Source organism: Paenibacillus sp. FSL H7-0940 (genome assembly GCF_037979415.1).
Lineage (GTDB): Bacteria > Bacillota > Bacilli > Paenibacillales > Paenibacillaceae > Paenibacillus > Paenibacillus amylolyticus.
This window is the reverse complement of record NZ_CP150280.1, coordinates 686,537-703,571: the sequence shown is the minus strand read 5'-3', so window position 1 is coordinate 703,571 and position 17,035 is coordinate 686,537. Positions and strand designations below refer to the sequence as shown.

General features: G+C 45.6%; 15 protein-coding genes and 1 other annotated feature. Of the genes, 4 read left to right on the top strand and 11 right to left on the bottom strand.

The window, feature by feature from the left end:
* Positions 1-117: 117 nt before the first annotated feature.
* The 3 genes from MHB71_RS02925 to gpr all read right to left on the bottom strand — a co-directional run bounded on the left by MHB71_RS02925 (position 118) and on the right by gpr (position 2,975).
* On the bottom strand, positions 118-477 hold the full coding sequence (locus tag MHB71_RS02925; protein WP_253502035.1) for a hypothetical protein: 360 nt from the start codon (positions 475-477) through the stop codon (positions 118-120).
* Between the two features lie 54 nt (positions 478-531).
* Positions 532-1,827 (bottom strand): stage II sporulation protein P, encoded by a 1,296-nt coding sequence (locus tag MHB71_RS02920; RefSeq protein WP_340028819.1) that lies wholly within the window; start codon positions 1,825-1,827, stop codon positions 532-534.
* 146 nt (positions 1,828-1,973) lie between these two features.
* Positions 1,974-2,975 (bottom strand): GPR endopeptidase, encoded by a 1,002-nt coding sequence (gpr, locus tag MHB71_RS02915; RefSeq protein WP_036615103.1) that lies wholly within the window; start codon positions 2,973-2,975, stop codon positions 1,974-1,976.
* A gap of 175 nt (positions 2,976-3,150) precedes the next feature.
* On the opposite strand from gpr, the gene rpsT reads away from it, so the two are divergent.
* Entirely contained in the window at positions 3,151-3,423 is a 273-nt protein-coding gene (gene rpsT / locus MHB71_RS02910; protein ID WP_024628504.1) for a 30S ribosomal protein S20, read from the top strand.
* 187 nt (positions 3,424-3,610) lie between these two features.
* Here the strand turns inward: rpsT and holA are convergent, their stop codons facing one another.
* The 3 genes from holA to MHB71_RS02895 form a co-directional block, all read right to left on the bottom strand.
* Positions 3,611-4,627, bottom strand: coding sequence for a DNA polymerase III subunit delta (gene holA / locus MHB71_RS02905; protein ID WP_036668560.1), 1,017 nt, complete (start codon positions 4,625-4,627; stop codon positions 3,611-3,613).
* 257 nt (positions 4,628-4,884) lie between these two features.
* Complete coding sequence (locus MHB71_RS02900) at positions 4,885-6,168, bottom strand: zf-HC2 domain-containing protein (protein ID WP_340028818.1); 1,284 nt, start codon at positions 6,166-6,168, stop codon at positions 4,885-4,887.
* A complete protein-coding gene (locus MHB71_RS02895; RefSeq protein WP_017687205.1) occupies positions 6,165-6,713 on the bottom strand; it encodes a sigma-70 family RNA polymerase sigma factor in 549 nt (182 codons plus the stop codon). Before MHB71_RS02895 ends, MHB71_RS02900 begins: the two co-directional genes overlap by 4 nt.
* Positions 6,714-7,064: 351 nt before the next feature.
* Between MHB71_RS02895 and MHB71_RS02890 the strand changes: the two genes are divergently transcribed.
* Positions 7,065-7,367 (top strand): hypothetical protein, encoded by a 303-nt coding sequence (locus MHB71_RS02890; protein WP_017687204.1) that lies wholly within the window; start codon positions 7,065-7,067, stop codon positions 7,365-7,367.
* 131 nt (positions 7,368-7,498) lie between these two features.
* Here MHB71_RS02890 and MHB71_RS02885 read toward each other — a convergent pair whose 3' ends face one another.
* Positions 7,499-7,888, bottom strand: coding sequence for a hypothetical protein (locus MHB71_RS02885; RefSeq protein ID WP_339178092.1), 390 nt, complete (start codon positions 7,886-7,888; stop codon positions 7,499-7,501).
* A 664-nt stretch (positions 7,889-8,552) separates the two neighbouring features.
* On the opposite strand from MHB71_RS02885, the gene MHB71_RS02880 reads away from it, so the two are divergent.
* Positions 8,553-9,005 (top strand): hypothetical protein, encoded by a 453-nt coding sequence (locus MHB71_RS02880; RefSeq protein ID WP_340028817.1) that lies wholly within the window; start codon positions 8,553-8,555, stop codon positions 9,003-9,005.
* Between the two features lie 15 nt (positions 9,006-9,020).
* Here MHB71_RS02880 and MHB71_RS02875 read toward each other — a convergent pair whose 3' ends face one another.
* From MHB71_RS02875 to MHB71_RS02865, 3 genes are all read right to left on the bottom strand, one after another.
* A complete protein-coding gene (locus MHB71_RS02875) occupies positions 9,021-11,891 on the bottom strand; it encodes a ComEC/Rec2 family competence protein (protein WP_340028816.1) in 2,871 nt (956 codons plus the stop codon).
* 102 nt (positions 11,892-11,993) lie between these two features.
* The gene (locus tag MHB71_RS02870) at positions 11,994-12,512 is read right to left on the bottom strand and encodes a cytidine/deoxycytidylate deaminase family protein (RefSeq protein WP_017687196.1); all 519 of its coding nucleotides are present in this window, start codon (positions 12,510-12,512) and stop codon (positions 11,994-11,996) included.
* A gap of 39 nt (positions 12,513-12,551) precedes the next feature.
* Positions 12,552-13,190, bottom strand: coding sequence for a helix-hairpin-helix domain-containing protein (locus MHB71_RS02865; RefSeq protein ID WP_340028815.1), 639 nt, complete (start codon positions 13,188-13,190; stop codon positions 12,552-12,554).
* Positions 13,191-13,375: 185 nt separating this feature from the next.
* Between MHB71_RS02865 and comER the strand changes: the two genes are divergently transcribed.
* Positions 13,376-14,221 (top strand): late competence protein ComER, encoded by an 846-nt coding sequence (gene comER, locus MHB71_RS02860; RefSeq protein ID WP_036668550.1) that lies wholly within the window; start codon positions 13,376-13,378, stop codon positions 14,219-14,221.
* On the opposite strand, the gene leuS is transcribed toward comER, so the two are convergent.
* Positions 14,202-16,646 carry a leucine--tRNA ligase gene (gene leuS / locus MHB71_RS02855; RefSeq protein ID WP_340028814.1) on the bottom strand — a complete coding sequence of 815 codons (2,445 nt, stop codon included), beginning with the start codon at positions 16,644-16,646 and terminating at the stop codon, positions 14,202-14,204. The two genes, comER and leuS, sit on opposite strands and share 20 nt — an antisense overlap.
* A 78-nt stretch (positions 16,647-16,724) precedes the next feature.
* Positions 16,725-16,994: a binding site (T-box leader), on the bottom strand.
* Between the last annotated feature and the right edge of the window lie 41 nt (positions 16,995-17,035).

Here is a 17,035-nt window from a genome sequence, read left to right as displayed (position 1 = left end):
AATCACTTCATTATAACAGTTGAAGCACAGTGCATCAATCCCGTGATGTCTCAACTTTATAATAAAGTGTCATCATGCACTCCCAGAGGTTATATTGTACCTTAAAATTATAGTATTTTATTCAGCAACGCCGCTAAAAAGAGAGACCACCCATTTGATTCCACTGTGTGAGAGATTTTGCAGTAGTCCAGCCGTTTTGTCTGCCAACACATCAACCGGAGCCTTATTTTGATCTGCCCCAAGCACTTGGCTTGGTGACTGAACAGGTACAAATGGTGGTTCTTTGATTTCCTTTTGGACAGGTGCAGTCGGGACAGATTCGGTAACCTGTGAAGTTGGCTCTGTTGTCACAGCGGTTGACGTGCCGTCTGATGAATTACCCATATGAAAGTTGCTGCCAGCCAGCTGCATTCCAAACAGCACACCCAGCAACATTAATACAGCGATGGATAACAGTCTTTTACCGAATCTGGACATATGCTTTGCCTCCTGTCACTCTCTACTATTTTGTTCTTCATACATATATAGTCCCTATCCACCCTGTGATGACGTTTCTGCACTGGCTTTGTCCACCTTCTGATCTTCCCAATACACTTGGGCAATCATGTCTGCTAGAATCTTCGATGTCCGTTGGAGCTCAGCTCCTGTGTTGTCGATGCCGCCAATCTCAATCAAAATGCTGTTGGGTGAAAGGGTTTGGTTATACTCTCCATTGTTGGCTCCTCCACCATCTTTGCCCCACACACCACGGGATACCCCAGGATACTTGGCTTCCAGTTTCTTATGAATTTTCGCTGCAAAGGCTTCATTTTGCCGCCAATTTGGATTTTCATGTCCAATAATGAAATACACTTTGGCGTAGCCCAAGTCATTAATAGTGGTTGTTGTTTTGCCATGACGCTGTGAATCGCGATGAATGTCTATGAGATATGTCAGATCATCATTTTGAGCGAGTGCCGCTTTTACCGTTTGACGGGAGTATTTATAAGAATAGTTCCAGTTATAGTCCTTAACTTTAGTGGGGTAATCATCCTTGGCGTGTTCTACGCCGATTCCCAGCTTCTCCAGACTGTCTGAGAGGTAGGTTCCCACTTGAAACACATTGCCTGTTGATTGGCCTGATGATGGATTATCACTTTTCGTACCTAGCAGTGGATTGTAGCCTTCCCGTGGATGGGAATGATAGATAAGAATTGACTTTTGGCCTGTTGTCGGTGAGCCTGAATTGTCTTTCTCACCATTCTTTGCTGGGGGATCTTCTTTACCTTCTCCATCTCCAGGCTCACTCGACTCAGGTGGATCCGTATTATCCTGGCCTGGAGGAATGTGCAACTCACTACCGGGTTTCCCTCCACCTGCGGAAGCCGTATCCGTAAGACCGGGACCGGGCTGATAATCTTCGGGAGCCTCGGCTTTTTCGTTACCAGATCCAGGACGGAGCAGAACAGGTTGGTTGGAACCCATGCCCGGCATTTCTCTCGCAATCAGGCTCTTGGGATCTTGAGGATTTACATTCGTTAGTAATTGGAAAACAAATGAGGTGAGATTTTCACCGGATATAGCAGAAGTTTGTTCCTTCTGGGTGAGATGGGGCATCTCCATACCGAGCATATCGACGAAAAAGCGGCTTGATACGGCACTCGCAAATCCTTTCATGGAAGAAACGGGTGAATTATTCAAGCGTTTCTCTGCCATTCCCCCGAGACCAAGTACGACAAAAAACAAGGCAGATATGATCATAAGCAACAACAACGTACGGCCCATGGCCAGCACGTGCAGACATCTTTTTTTCCACTTTCCAATATTCCAGGCCAATATCTTGTTCATTCTGCTGTCTCCTTCCCTGCTGGACAACTCTTATACTTCAACTCTATGAGCCCGCCCAATTTGATAGAACAGGAAAATGAAAGATTCCAAAAACAAAAAAAAGAAAGTCCGATAGATTCGGACCTTCTTCTCAGCAGTTTTAAGTTTTAATGTGTATAGGCCGCTACGTTATCTGGATTCACAGCATCATGGAGTGCCGCGTTAAGTCCTGTAGCAATAACATTGGCAATTCCCTCAATAAACTCATCGATTTCCTTTGGGGTAACAATGAGGTCATGACCTAGTGGCTCCAGTACCTCTTTCACCAGACTCAAGCGATCTTGCTCACCAATGTCGTCCAGCATACCCATGATCTGTTTGGTCTGATCCGTTTCCTGGCGGAAGTGTGAGCGCATCATCTCAATCACATTGTTCACGATGGTGGACGCATAACATACGGTTGGTACTCCGATGGCGATGCAAGGCACACCTAATATCTCACGGGTCAGGCCACGCCGTTTATTTCCAATACCGGAACCCGGGTGAATACCAATGTCCGCTACCTGAATCGTTGTATTTACACGTTCCAAGGAACGGGAGGCCAGCGCATCAATCGCGATAATCGCATCCGGCTTGGTCCGGTCTACAATCCCCTGTACGATGTCACTGGATTCAATACCCGTTGTACCTAACACGCCGGGAGCAATCGCGCTGACTTCCCGATACCCTGGCGCAACCTGATCAGGCACCAATTCGAAATACTGACGCGTCACCATCAGATTTTCCACAACAAGTGGACCAAGTGAATCCGGGGTGACATTTAAGTTGCCCAAGCCAACAATCAAGACCTTGGATGTTTTGTTAATTCCGGCCTTAACCATAAAATCTTCCATTTCACGTGTGAACTCGGCTGCAACTCGCTCCTGTAACTCGGTATCACCATTCCGTAGTGAAGGTACTTCCAAGGTGACATAGTGACCTTTCACCCGACCAATAGCCGTGGCTGCTTCTTCAGTCAGGACATCAATACGTGTAATCGTAATTCCCTCTTTTTTCTCTACATCTTCCTGTAGTCCGGGAATCGTCTGTTTCTGTCCACCTTGCGCCATTTCCTTGGAGTCGATCGCCAAATCGGTACGAACTGTATAGTTTTGCAAATCCAGTGTCATTCTGTCCCTGCCTCCCTTACCGCATTTGAGCATATTGTGTGGGAAAAAGGGTTTCTTTATACAGCATGTCGAACATCGTAGGAATATCTGTTGCATTTTACATGCTAGCGTGATAGAATATTTTAAGTTGTGAAACGTTTGTATTCATGCAAATGCCTTACAGGAGGTGAATGTAATGCCAAACATCAAATCCGCTGTTAAACGCGTAAAAACGAGCGACAAGCGCCGCGCACTCAACGCTTCCCAGAAGTCTGCACTCCGTACAGCTGTTAAAGCTGCTGATGCTGCTCTGGTAAGTAACGAAGTTGATACTGCAAAAGCTGCGATTCAAGCTGCTTCCAAAAAGCTGGACAAGGCTGTAACTAAAGGTCTGGTTCATAAAAATGCTGCAGCACGCAAAAAGTCTCGCTTGGCGAAAAAACTGAACGCTCTTTCCGCACAAGCGTAAGAAGCGTTACTTATACGATCCAATGGAAAAATCCTGAACAGCATAGGCTTTCAGGATTTTTTAGTATCTGATTCGATAAGTATAAGACAAACATAAAGCGACCTTTATTCCGATGATTTAACTATCATGGAGCAAAGGTCGCTTTGTTTGTTATTCACACTTGTAATCTATTACGTTTAATTGTCCATTATGCACCAAGTCTCAATAAGAACAGCTCCAGACCAAGTACTTTATCCACCGCTCCTGTTTTCATCTGGTAATCCAGTTCGCTGAGGTGACTCAAAATCATTCTCAGACGTTCCGGCTGAAATTTCCGAGCTTGTTCACCCGCAATCTTAACAGCATACGGATGCAAACCAAGCTGACTGGCAATCTGCTGCTGGGAGTAACTTTGTTGCCCCAACTCTTTCACCTGGATCATGATCCGAAACTGGCGTGCGATTAAAGCCGCAATTTTAATCGGTTCTTCCCGCTGCTTCAGCAACTCATAGAAAAGAGCCAATGCTTTCTCCAGTCGCAAATTAGCGAGTTCTTCCACCAGCGAGAATACATTCTGCTCTGTACTACGGGCAACCAGTGACTCGATATCAGCACGTTTGATTGTCCCCCCATTACCCGCAAATAAACATAACTTATCTACTTCAGCAGACAGGGTCTGAAGACCTGTTCCTGCATAGCTGATCAACGTTTCCGCCGCTCCCGTCTCCAAGGAAACATCCCGCTGCTTCGCAAGTTTCACTATCCAATTCAATAACTCTTCTCCACTGAGTGGAGCAAAAGCAAGAACTACTGCCTGTTTCTTGACAGCTTTCACCAGTTTCTTACGCTCATCCAGCTTATCCCCTTGGGCCAGGAAAACAATCGTACTGTAATCTGCCGGATTTTCCATATATGTAAGCAGACGATCAACCTGATGTTCAATCTTGGATTCTTTACCTGCGGTGAACAGGCTCGCATCCCTTACAATAATTAATTTGCGTGGAACCAGAAAAGGTACGGTCTCTGCTTCTTCAATAACGACCTCCACAGCCGTTTCAGACAAATCATATGGAATAATCGCAAAATCACGATGTTCTTCTTCAATAACCTGTTCTTTTAACATATCCGTAAATTGCTGTATCTGGTACTTCTCCGTTCCGTACAGCACATAGATCGGTGCCGTTTCTCCATTACGTATTGCCTTTGTTGCACTTTTTACATCCATTCACGGCGCCTCCTTATCCCTCTTATCCTACCAGAAAAAACGCAAGACAACAAAGGGACCTTACATCCAGTTATGGATGAAGGTCCCCTGTCCTACATCTATATAAACGCAGACACCAGCAGTTCTAGAAAAAGCCGGTGCGCGGTCATACGACGTCAGTTGTTTGAACTGAGATAGGACGTTTTGTTACTTCCACTATATGCTTGTCATACTGAAAATGTTCTTTCGTTTTAGAGGAGCGCACTCCCCATTTTTAATTATTTCGCAGGAGCTCCACCTGAAACAGCAGGTACATTAAACGAGTTCTTCGCCGTTGTTCCGTCCTTGTCCGTTTCGTAATTAAAAAGGGTACCATCCTTTGACCAACTCGCTGACTTCAGTGTCCCCTCTATACTGCGTTGTTCAACCAAATTTAGAACATCCGGTTCGCTCACAGGTTTGGAGTATATGCTGATTTGATCACCAATAAGCATAACTACATAAGAGCCGTCAGGTGATTTCCATTCTTTTGGCGCTGCTGTTGTAGCCATTCCCTGATCCGATCCTGCTGCGAATCCTTTGTTTCCTCCAGAAGCGTCTGCACCTGCACTGGAATCAGGTACAGTGTTACCTTCAACCGGAGCATCTTCAGTCATATTAGGTGTTGTATCCTGAGAAGTGAAGGATTGGGCATCTCCATTTTCTGTTTCTGTTACTCCATTCTCTTCCCCATCTGCAGAAGATTTAGGAGAATCTCCTGATCCCTGAATTCTCTGCTCAGAATCTTGGTTCTGAGCCGGATTCTTCTGATTATCGGTCGAAGGAGTTCTGGACGAATTATCCTGCGGTCCTTTATTCGGAGCAGGCGTTGATTCAGTAGCCGGTTGTTTAGGTGTCGGATCTGACTGAACTTCAGGCTCCTGTACCTCATCTCCACCGTTCTCTTCAGGCATTGTTTCTACGTCTTGGTTATCTGGTTTAGTTGGTGAATCATTCGATTGACCCACAAACACATCGTTGCTGCTTGGTTGGGACGAAGTGGCAGGATCATAATTTTCAATATTCTTGCTTAATGGATTCTCGTCCACATTGCCGCTCTCTTGAGAAGCTCCAGAGCTCATCAGCATGGAATCGGCATTCTCAATCTGTTCAGGCGGATTTCCCCAGATGGCAAATCCCAATATAACTGCCGCAGCCGCTGCACCCATGGACATACGTCCTGCCATCGAGTTAAGCCATTTTTGCTTCGTTTTCCGCTCACTTGAACGTTGTAAATTCTCAAATGTAGCGGGGACAGGATTCATTTCCTGTATGGTGCTACTTTGTTCCTTCCGCGCTTCGTCAATGGCATCAAGCTGTGGCATAATCGCATCAACCAGACTAAATTTCGGGCTTACTTGCGGCAATTCTTCCAGTTCTCTGGAAAGAGCTCTGAGTAAACTAAAATTCTCGGCGCACTCCGGACACTTTGCCACATGCTGTAGCATCTGCGCGGTTTCCGCCTCGCCCAGATCATGATCCAGATAGCGGTGCATCCATTCCACCACCTCTTCGCATTTCATCCTGTCACACCACCTTTCTGATATTCCTGTAGTAGATTCTGTAATTGCTGCCTGGCTCTAAATAAATAAGATTTCACCGTATTCAACGGAAGATCGAGACAATCCGCAATTTCATTGTAGGATAAGTCCTGCAAATATCTTAGAACAATAACGGTACGATGATGCTCGGGAAGCTTGTTGATCGCATCCTGAATGTCTTGGGCCACATATGTAGACATGACCTCGTACTCCACATCCTGATTATCCTGAAAAACCATGTCATGTTCGTCAATGGAGACGGACGGCTTGGTTCTTCTGAATTTATCAATACAGATGTTTGTAACGATGCGTTGTACCCATGTTTTGAATTGGGCCTTTTCTTCGTATGAGTTGATTTTGGTGTAAATTCGGATCAACGCTTCCTGCGCAGCATCTAAAGCGTCCTGTTCATTATTTAGAATGTAATATGCGGTCCGATAGACATGTTGTTCAATCTCCCGCAATAGGGTAATTAGAGCGTCGCGATCGCCCGATTGAGCGGCTCTGATGAGTTCCGGCTCTACCACAAAGGATCCCCCTCTCCCTGCAACCTTACAGACGTGATCATCAATAAAATTGTTGCAAAGTTAAGTATTTTTTTAATTTGCCATAACAAAATAACGGCGTATGTATTAGGGCCGCTGAAATCTTCTCTTAGAATAACAGAAATTGCATAACGAGTCACCAAACGTATCCAAAAGCGATTCCATTACTTACACGACTCAATTCAAATGCAATGGCATACATTATAGATAAGCACTTTTTTGGTTCCTAAAATAAAAAAAGTCGAAATTTGTCCAAATTTAAGCTGATTTTAATGCAATTTTCATGAAAATAGTGTATTGTAAATTTACATTCATAAACACGAGGTGATGAGCATGCCAGCTCTTGCGAAAATTCAAGCTTTAAAAGAACAAATGCCCAAAGAATACCAAAGTATTTCCCACTTTGTTGAACATGCATTGGAGTCCATTGATACTCTGGTCGAGGAACATCGGAAGTACGTAGCTGCACAGGCATTATACGGCGATAAAATCGTTGGATCGGAAGAACGCTTGTACAGAGAAACCGTACTGGATGTCAGAGCACAGCTATTGATGACTCTTGAGAAAACGGTAGAAGATCTGTTGCACAAGGGCGACAAACACTGGAGCAAACACTTTAAGGATGGCGTAGAGTAGTTCTTATATTTCTTCTACATTTTGAAAAAATGGCCCGTTTTCCGATATTCTCCCTCCTGGGGTGTAACGGAAAGCGGGCTTTTTTTGTACTGTGACTTGCAATCAAAAGAAGTGATTAATTGGTATATTCATCAGTAAATCGCCATCAGTTTGCCATTGAGAAACCCTAAAGCTCTTATGCCTGCGGAGCTGGCATACACCCAAACCTCGATTTTGCCTTTTGAACTCGTTTCATACGTAATGCTCGATGGATCTCCCCATGCAAGGCGCACCTGAGTTATGTTCATTCCTAAAGCTACTTCTCCAGCAATGATTTTATTCCAAGTGGACTTGGACCAATTGTATTTCTTATACGGATCAGAAGAGAAGAATTGGTTGGAATCGGCAAGCATCTCCGTCACACTGGAAGGTGCACCTCCTGCGTAGGCAGAAACGGTTTTTCCTTTTGCATTACGGAAGATAATAGAGTAACTCCGATCACCGTATTTAATCTTTTCAATTTTGATATCTGATATGGTCACTTTGGTATCTCTAGCCCTTCTTCAAGGCGGGCCTAACTAATATTCGGTAAAAATAACCATAATCCTGCAATAAAATTACTTAACACTAATAAAAACCGCAACTACAACCATATTTTTACACGAAATTAACGAATAACATACAAATACTTCTATTCAATAATCTAAAATGGCATATAAACGTACAACCGCAACAAAATTTCAATTGAATATAGGGTGATTAAATGAATCTAAAAATCTTTTTCAAATACTTCATGGGATTCTTTCTTCTCAGTAGTGCTTTATTCATTGCATTTAATATGATAATAGGGCATAAAAGTTGGGATCAAATTGATCACATACTCAACTTATTCAGCGCAACTATAATTAGCTTGCCGATTAGTATCTCAAAAGCAAGAGAGTGAGAGTCGTTCCTCCCTAGTCAACTATACTAACTGACAACCAAACTATCCTCATAACGCATAACGATTGAAATGTGTTATTATCATGAAATTCAAAAAGAAGTCGTTCGCAGCGGAACGACTTTTTTCTGTTATTGGTTAACCAAATACTACTTTCTCTATGTCCCTCACTCATTCTTTCTCAGCCTGTGTATGCTAAAATATAATAACTCCCTAAGTCTATCAGTTGTTGAATATAGTTATTCAAGATGGAGGTCAATTTTCGAATGACAAAAACCTATAGAATCAATAGGCCACGCGGAAAAATACTTGCAGCTGTATTAACTGCAGTTCTCATTTCACTTGCAATGGGGATATATCACTATGTCCCTATAGATGAAAGATTAGAGAATACTTACTATTATTCATTCGGGTATAAATTTGCGGTTGGATTATTGATTAACCTCGCTATTTTACTTTTCTTACTTACGCCACTTTCTATATTGGTAGATGGATTACTTTTATACAGAAAAAAAGATAATACGTATATGAGATTGCTCGTTGCTATTGCCGCATATGCTCTATTAGGCTGCCTAGGTGGGATCATCTACTCGATATTTACACGTAACTTCAATACTTTTTCTGCTCAAACTATCCACATTGTTGTATGTTCTCTTGTCTTTTTAACCTTTCAGTTGGTATTAAATCGGAGTTTTCTTCACTCATCTTCACACCGATAAATAGATTGCGTGCCGTCACTCAACCCCGACCAACTTGTACCGAACATCAATCTCCCCATCTTTGACCCTCATCTGGACCTCACCCATCTGATCTGTCCGATAAATATCCGACCCGGTAGCCTCCAGACGTTCCATCACTCCCGGATTGGGATGCCCATATGTATTGTTAACTCCTGCAGATATCACAGCGGTTTTGGCGCTCCAGTATTGGAGCCAGGCTTCGGTGGACGACGTTTTACTACCATGATGAGCGACCTTTAACACGTCAATGGAGACAGATGCTGGTGGAGCATTATTTGAATTGTCCTGAAACAGGCGTGTAAGTATCCTTTGTACAACTCCCTCTGTAACTCCAATATCTGCACCTTTCTGTTCAAACTGGGCAGCCAACGAGCCATCCTGAATCATATAGAGCAGGTCCTGCTCGGCTGCTGCATCCATATCTCCGGTGAACAACATGGAAGCCCCGGCCATTTCCAGCAAAAAGACAACGGAATCGTGATTCTGGTGTTCAGATACAGGCAAATTGCCTGATTCATTTACATCCATATGTGCCAGATCCGGAGCTATAAAATGTAAACTTGTCTCTTTATCAGCCTTATAGGACATGCCCTGCTGAATGGCGTACAGAGGAATTTTACGTTCCATGGCTGTGTCCAGTAATTTATCAAAGTTTTCTTTACCACTGGTTGTGCCATTAAATATGAAACGTTTAACCGGAATCTGTTCCAGTACAGCCTGTAGTCCTCCGGCATGATCCTGATCGGCATGCGTTACAATTACAGCGTCCAGTTGATGGATACCTCTTTTTTTCAATAAAGGAACAACCACCTTGGCACCTACCTCATACGGATCACGTCTTGTTTTCCACGATTGTTCGGTGTTCCCAAAACTAACCGTTCCCCCGCCATCCACCAGGATGTGTTTGCCTTCCGGGGTTGTAATCAATGTGCTGTCTCCCTGACCAATATCCAAAAACTGCACGATGCCGGTTCCAGCAGGCTTGGGAGTCTGATATGCCCACCACAATCCAGCAATAAAGCTGATAGCGAGCAACCCGCTCAACCATTGCTGAGCTTTACTCATTCGTTCATTTGAATAATAACCTGCGCCTCGTGTAGTAAATGCACTTGTATATTCCGGCCAGGCAATACTGGCTCCTAATGTCGTTAATGAAGTTTCTTTTCCATCTACACGGTTCTTACCTTGATCCTGTAACACGGTAGACATCGAAGAGCGAATGCCCATATTCGCCATTGAAACTGAAGGTTGCCGCCTCACAAGAGGAGCCGTCTCTTCCTCAACAAACGCTGTTTCTTGCTGCTCACCATTGCCACGATGCAACAGGTAGAGCAAGGCATACAACACAGCATAATAGGCGGCAATCCATAACAAGGGCGGTGTTGCCCAGATCAATACAAAACCTGGCAGGCTGTTCATCCACTCCACGCTTACAAAAGTCAGTTGATTCAGTTGCATCGCTATCCATGCGAGGGGTTTCGCCAAGGGAACCCATATGAATGACAATAACATGGCGACCGTCCCCAGAGGTAATACAATGGCACTAATCAAAGAAACCAGCAGAAAGTTGGCCACAAATGAGAGTAATGAGAACTGATTGAAATACAGAATGGTTACTGGGAACGAAATCAACTGAGCGGTCACTGTAACGGATGCCGTTGCAGCCAGAGATTTCGGCCAGCCGCTGAACAGCCGGTTAATCAATGGCATATAGATCATCAAACCTGCGGTCACGAGAAAGGATAACTGAAAGCTGACGCTTAGCAAAAAGTACGGGTCCCACCACATCATCAGCAACGCTGCTGCACTGATCATCTGAAGACCATCTCTGGCGAGGCCACGGCGTGCCATGTACAAACCAATCATGGACATCATTCCTGCCCGAATCACTGAAGGTGAACCTCCGGATAACAGTACATAAGCTGGCACCAGGATTAGAACAATCGTGAGTGCCGTCTCTCTGGTAAGCCTTAGCCAAGATAGAATGAGAAGCAACGAAGCAACATATACAGCGACATGGGTTCCGGAGATTGCCAGGATATGCGTTAGACCGAGTTGTGAAAACTGACCATAGGTACCTGGATCGATATCAGTAGCCATCCCGATAATAAGACCCTTCATATATCCAGCATGAGGCTCTGGAAATAACTGCTCAACCGCCGAGCCCAACTTATGCCTAGTCCAATCCGTCCACCTTAGTATGTTATATTGTCCAAGTCCCTCAGGAGCAACTGCTGTTACCGAACTGGCTCCTTTCACTTTGAACAACCAGTGGATATGCAGGGTACGCAAGTAACTGCGATAATCAAATCCGCCAAAGTTCCTAGCTTCACCAGGAAGGACAAAAGAACCATTAAGCGTAATCAAATCGCCCCTCTTCCAGCCCGCTGCTACCTGTTGTTCTTCTTCCTCCAACAGTCTGACTTGTACCATCAATTGTTCATCTATTTTGAATGCAGATGATGCTGTCAGATCTGCATCTGCTGACGAATCCGATGTTGCCAATATTGAAGACATCTGAATCTTAAAGTCAGCCCGATCTCCATCAATACGTACATCTGACACAAGCTCACCCTGAATTTCAGCTGACCATCCGTCCAACTCATGAGCAGCGATATGCATGATCTCCGGCAGACTACTATAATTGCGTGCGTCATTCCACTCCCAATGTGTAGCGCCTCCAATAAAGGCAGCGAGTAAAAATAAAACAGACCATCCACGCACATCCATAAAACGAAGTAAAAGTGGCAAACATGCCAGAGCTCCAATTAACCCCCAGATTAACGCCCAGCCTGTTAACGCACATGCTATCCCGCTCCCGCACAACCAACAAATCGTAAAACTTAACAACGGTCTGCCTTTCATTTCTCCCCCTCCTTCATTTCACCCGTTGAACGCAGAAAAACCCCCGGAAAGCCAATTCAGGCTTTCCGGAGGTTCTCCCTCACATATTCGACCATATTTACATTAATTGCTCACAGTCATCATCGTTTCCCGCGGGGGCTGGTAATTCTCCAGCCTGCGGAACGTTATGCCCTTCTGTTCCATCATATTGGTAACCTTGCCGGTATCTTTAGGATAAGAACGATGAAACACGATTTCTGTAATCCCGCTATTCGCCAGCATATTGGCACATGTCCAGCACGGTTCGTCGGTCACATACACGGACGAGCCTTCGCGGTCGATTCGATCTGTGAATAAAAGTAAATTTTGCTCCGCATGAATTGTGCGAATGCATCGTTGCTTTTTCACCATTTCTTCTTGCCCATCGGTCACGACCAACTCATACTCTTCCGATATCATGCAACCTGCTTCAGAACAATCCGGGACGCCGGTGGGTGCACCATTATAGGCTGTTCCCAGCAGTTTCTTTCCCTGAACAAGAACGGCACCCACATGACGACGCGAACAGCGGGAACGGGTGGAAACCATATACGCGATGTCCATAAAATACGTATCCCAGTCCTTGCGTACCTCTGTACTCATGCTGCTTTCCTCCCGCTTAATACAATTTATATTTTAATTTTACCGGATCTGCACATACGGCGCCATCTTCTCCATCATCTTCATCCCGATTCCTTTGACCTTTGTCAGATCACTGACTTTTGCAAAAGGACCATGTGCATTCCGATAGTCCACAATAGCTTGAGCTTTCTTCTCCCCAATTCCGGGAAGCTCGATAAGCTTGGAGACAGGAGCGGTATTCACATCAATCTTGCCATTGTCGCCAGATTCCTCACGAACTACAGGTGGATTATTGCTTGATGCCGTCTCGGAGGTAACCGAAGGATCAGAATTCGTCCCCTGTGTAACTGGTTCAATCGAATTTGAGGTGTCCGGTGGATTATTATTCGTCTGACTTGTAGTTTGAACAACCGAATCACCTTCAACCCCAACGCTCGCAAGCTCTTTAGACTCATCTGCCTTTACATCATTTCCAGTCTGCAGCCCACTTGCCTCGGTTCCCGAAGAAGATGCTCCTGTATTGCCCTGAACCGAATTAGCCGACTGTACAGCAGGGAGTTCCTGCTCTATCGTCGGCTTCTCGGTGCCGAGCTGCAAGGGTTCCCAGCCACTAGGTGGTTGTTCACTTTTGCCCGACCATAATATAAGTATACTTCCAACCACCGCAGTAGCAATGGTCATCCCTTTGTTCCATCTCATTCTTCCACACCTCTCCCTGAATTCAAAATCATTCATTTCGAACACGGGCGGTGCTTCCGAACCGTTGAACTTTCCTGATGAAACAAGTTGTGCATTTTTCATGTCATGTGAAACAGGTCCTCACGCATAGAATAGAGGGAATGAACTGCGCCAGTACCGTAAAGCATGAAAGGAGGCCTGAAACAATGAAGGTTGGATTTATCGGAACTGGCAGCATGGGCAGCCTGCTAATCTATGCCCTGATCCAATCGGGTGCACTTGAGCCCCGGCAGATCGCGGCCAGCAATCGAACCCCGTCCAAAGTACGTCAGTTATCCCTCCGTTACCCCGGTCTGCATGAATCCCAGAGCAATCGGGAAACGGTGATCCGAAGCAACATCATCTTCCTATGCGTGAAGCCGCTTGAATTCAAACATGTCATTGACGACATCCTGCCTGTCGTGAATCCCAATCATATAATTGTCTCGATCACCAGTCCCGTGCAGCTGCGACATCTGGAATCTTCACTTCCTTGCAAAGTCTCCAAGGTAATTCCCAGTGTCACACACCAAGTTGGGAGTGGAGCATCCCTCTGCATACATGGCGAACGAATGACTAGTGAAGACCGCGCTGTGTTGGAAAGTCTGCTCAGTCATATAGGCAGGCCGTACCAAGTGGATGAAGCCTGTACACGCATCACATCCGACTTCTCCAGCTGCGGACCTGCATTCATATCGTTCTTTTTGGAACAGTGGATCGAAAGTGCAGTGAAGCTGACAGGCATCAAAAGGGCAGATGCCTGCGCTCTGGCTGGCGAAATGCTCCTGGGAACAGGCAAGCTGCTCACCGAAGGAGGATACACCCCGCAAGAGCTTCAGGCTCGTGTCGCTGTACCTGGCGGTATTACCGCTCAGGCACTCGCACTGCTGAAGGTTAGTCTTGACGGCGTTTTCGACAACCTGATCCACACGACACATGACAAATATGATGAAGATTTGTTAAAGCTGGATGAACTATTCCGAGCCGGTGAGATTAACCGGCAACAATATTAACGAGTTTGCCTGGAACGGCAATGACCTTACGAATGGTCTTGCCTTCCAGCGCCTGCTTAACAGGTGCCAGCTCCATCGTAAAGTCCTGCATACCCTGTGCATCCAGATCCTTCGCGATTGTAGCACGAGTTACAATTTTACCATTTACCTGAACAACGATTTCTACTTCCGCATCCACTGTCATGGACTCATCATATTCAGGCCAAGCCACGTAAGAGATCCCACCTTCGTGACCCAAACGGCTCCACAGTTCCTCTGCCATATGCGGTGCCAGTGGTGACAACAGCTGCACAAATTTCTCCATCGCTTCACGAGGCAGTGTGTCCGCTTTGTATGCATCGTTGATGAAAATCATCAGCTGGCTGATGGATGTGTTGAAGCGCAGATGTTCCAGATCATCCGTAACCTTTTTGATCGTTTTGTGAGCAGTCCGTTTGAACTCATCCGTTCCACCGTCCACCGTAATCTTGTCATTGATGGCTCCTGTGTCTTCGTTAATGAAGAGACGCCATACACGTGACAGGAAGCGGTGCATGCCTTCAACCCCGTTTGCATTCCACGGTTTTGTCGCTTCCAATGGTCCCATGAACATCTCGTACAGACGCAATGTATCTGCGCCGAATTCATTGACGATTTCATCCGGGTTAATGACATTACCACGTGATTTACTCATTTTCTCATTATTGGTACCCAGGATCATACCTTGGTTCACCAGTTTGTGGAAAGGCTCTTTAGTCTCAACAACACCCAGATCATACAGCACTTTGTGCCAGAAACGAGCGTACAGCAAGTGAAGTACGGCGTGCTCTGCTCCGCCAATGTACAGATCAACTGGCAGCCACTGCTGCTGTTTCTCCTTGGAGATCAGTTCCTTGTCATTGCGCGGATCGATAAAGCGCAGGTAATACCAGCAGCTACCCGCCCATTGTGGCATGGTGTTGGTCTCACGACGTGCCTTCATTCCCGTTTCCGGATCTACCGTATTCACCCACTCCGTAACATTCGCCAGTGGTGATTCTCCTGTACCCGAAGGTTTGATCTGGTCGATATCAGGCAGCAGCAGTGGAAGTTGATCCTCCGGTACGGTCTTCATCGTTCCGTCTTCCAGATGCAGAATCGGGATTGGCTCACCCCAGTAACGCTGACGGCTGAACAGCCAATCGCGCAGACGATAAGTTACTTTCCCTTGTCCTTTACCGTTCTCTTCCAACCAAGCAATCATTTTGGAAACCGCTTCTTCATTATTCAGTCCGTTCAAGAAATCGGAATTCACATGCGCGCCATCACCGGAATACGCCTCTTGTGTAACGTCTCCACCTTGAATAACCTCGATGATATCCAGACCGAACTGCTTCGCAAATTCCCAGTCACGTGCATCATGACCCGGAACAGCCATAACCGCACCTGTACCGTAACCTGCAAGAACGTAATCAGCAATCCAGATCGGCAGTTTTGCACCATTAACGGGATTGATTGCATAAGCTCCAGTGAATACACCTGTTTTGTCTTTAGCCAAATCTGTACGTTCCAGATCACTTTTACGAGAAGCCTGCTCCTGATAAGCCTGAATCGCTTCACGTTGGTCATCGGTTGTAATTGCTTCTACCAATTCATGTTCCGGAGCAAGTACTGCAAAGCTCGCACCGAACAATGTGTCCGCACGGGTAGTGAACACCTTGATGACTTCCTCGCGATCCTCAATGGCAAATACAACTTCCGCACCTGTCGATTTACCGATCCAGTTGCGCTGCATATCCTTGATGCTTTCAGACCAATCCAGCTCTTCCAGGTCTTCCAACAGTCGCTCTGCATACTCGGTAATTCTCAGAACCCATTGACGCATCGGTTTGCGTACAACCGGATGTCCACCACGTTCACTCTTGCCATCAATAACCTCTTCATTAGCAAGTACCGTTCCAAGGGCTTCACACCAGTTAACTGCAACTTCATCCACATAAGCCAGACCTTTGTTGTACAGCTGAATAAAGATCCATTGTGTCCATTTATAATATTCAGGGTCCGTTGTGCTGATCTCACGATCCCAGTCATAGGAGAAACCAAGCGATTTGATCTGGCGACGGAAATTGTCAATATTACGGAATGTAATATCTCGTGGATGTTCACCTGTATCCAGTGCATGCTGCTCAGCAGGCAGACCGAAAGCGTCCCAACCCATTGGGTGCAATACATTGTAACCGCGCATACGTTTGTAACGGGAAACGATATCCGTTGCCGTATATCCTTCCGGGTGACCTACGTGCAGACCCGAACCGGATGGATAGGGGAACATATCCAGTGCATAAAATTTCGGTTTAGCAGGGTCCTCACCCGTTTTAAACGTTTTATTTGCATCCCAGTATTGCTGCCAACTTTTTTCCATGACTTGTGGCTGATAGCCGTGTTTCGGCTGGTTATTCTCACTCATCTATTGTTCCTCCTTCAGGTTATTCGCTTTAGCTTTAATTGCAACAAAAAAACCTCAGCATCCCGTAGCGTTTGCAGCGCTAGGGACGAGAGGTTGAATTCCCGTGGTACCACCCTAGTTAGCGGACGAACGTGCTTCGTCATCCACTCCCTTTGGACCTGTAACGGCGGTTAACCGATGCGGATTTCCATTCCTGAACCCAAGCTTTATACAAGCAGGTTAAACAGAATGGTGTAATCACCGCATTTCTCCAAGGCGAGTTCGCAAATCACTGTCAACCGGCTTGCACCAACCGCCGGCTCTCTGTTATGTACAGGAATTACTACTGATCCTTATCATCGAAATATGTATACAATATCGGGACCATTATATAAAAAAGTACGCTCAAA

Excerpts from the sequence above, each read along its gene's own strand:
- MHB71_RS02925 (WP_253502035.1), bottom strand. The coding sequence starts at position 477 with ATGTCCAGATTCGGTAAAAGACTGTTATCCATCGCTGTATTAATGTTG.
- MHB71_RS02920 (WP_340028819.1), bottom strand. The coding sequence starts at position 1,827 with ATGAACAAGATATTGGCCTGGAATATTGGAAAGTGGAAAAAAAGATGT.
- gpr (WP_036615103.1), bottom strand. The coding sequence starts at position 2,975 with ATGACACTGGATTTGCAAAACTATACAGTTCGTACCGATTTGGCGATC.
- rpsT (WP_024628504.1), top strand. The coding sequence starts at position 3,151 with ATGCCAAACATCAAATCCGCTGTTAAACGCGTAAAAACGAGCGACAAG.
- holA (WP_036668560.1), bottom strand. The coding sequence starts at position 4,627 with ATGGATGTAAAAAGTGCAACAAAGGCAATACGTAATGGAGAAACGGCA.
- MHB71_RS02900 (WP_340028818.1), bottom strand. The coding sequence starts at position 6,168 with ATGAAATGCGAAGAGGTGGTGGAATGGATGCACCGCTATCTGGATCAT.
- MHB71_RS02890 (WP_017687204.1), top strand. The coding sequence starts at position 7,065 with ATGCCAGCTCTTGCGAAAATTCAAGCTTTAAAAGAACAAATGCCCAAA.
- MHB71_RS02880 (WP_340028817.1), top strand. The coding sequence starts at position 8,553 with ATGACAAAAACCTATAGAATCAATAGGCCACGCGGAAAAATACTTGCA.
- MHB71_RS02875 (WP_340028816.1), bottom strand. The coding sequence starts at position 11,891 with ATGAAAGGCAGACCGTTGTTAAGTTTTACGATTTGTTGGTTGTGCGGG.
- MHB71_RS02870 (WP_017687196.1), bottom strand. The coding sequence starts at position 12,512 with ATGAGTACAGAGGTACGCAAGGACTGGGATACGTATTTTATGGACATC.
- MHB71_RS02865 (WP_340028815.1), bottom strand. The coding sequence starts at position 13,190 with ATGAGATGGAACAAAGGGATGACCATTGCTACTGCGGTGGTTGGAAGT.
- comER (WP_036668550.1), top strand. The coding sequence starts at position 13,376 with ATGAAGGTTGGATTTATCGGAACTGGCAGCATGGGCAGCCTGCTAATC.
- leuS (WP_340028814.1), bottom strand. The coding sequence starts at position 16,646 with ATGAGTGAGAATAACCAGCCGAAACACGGCTATCAGCCACAAGTCATG.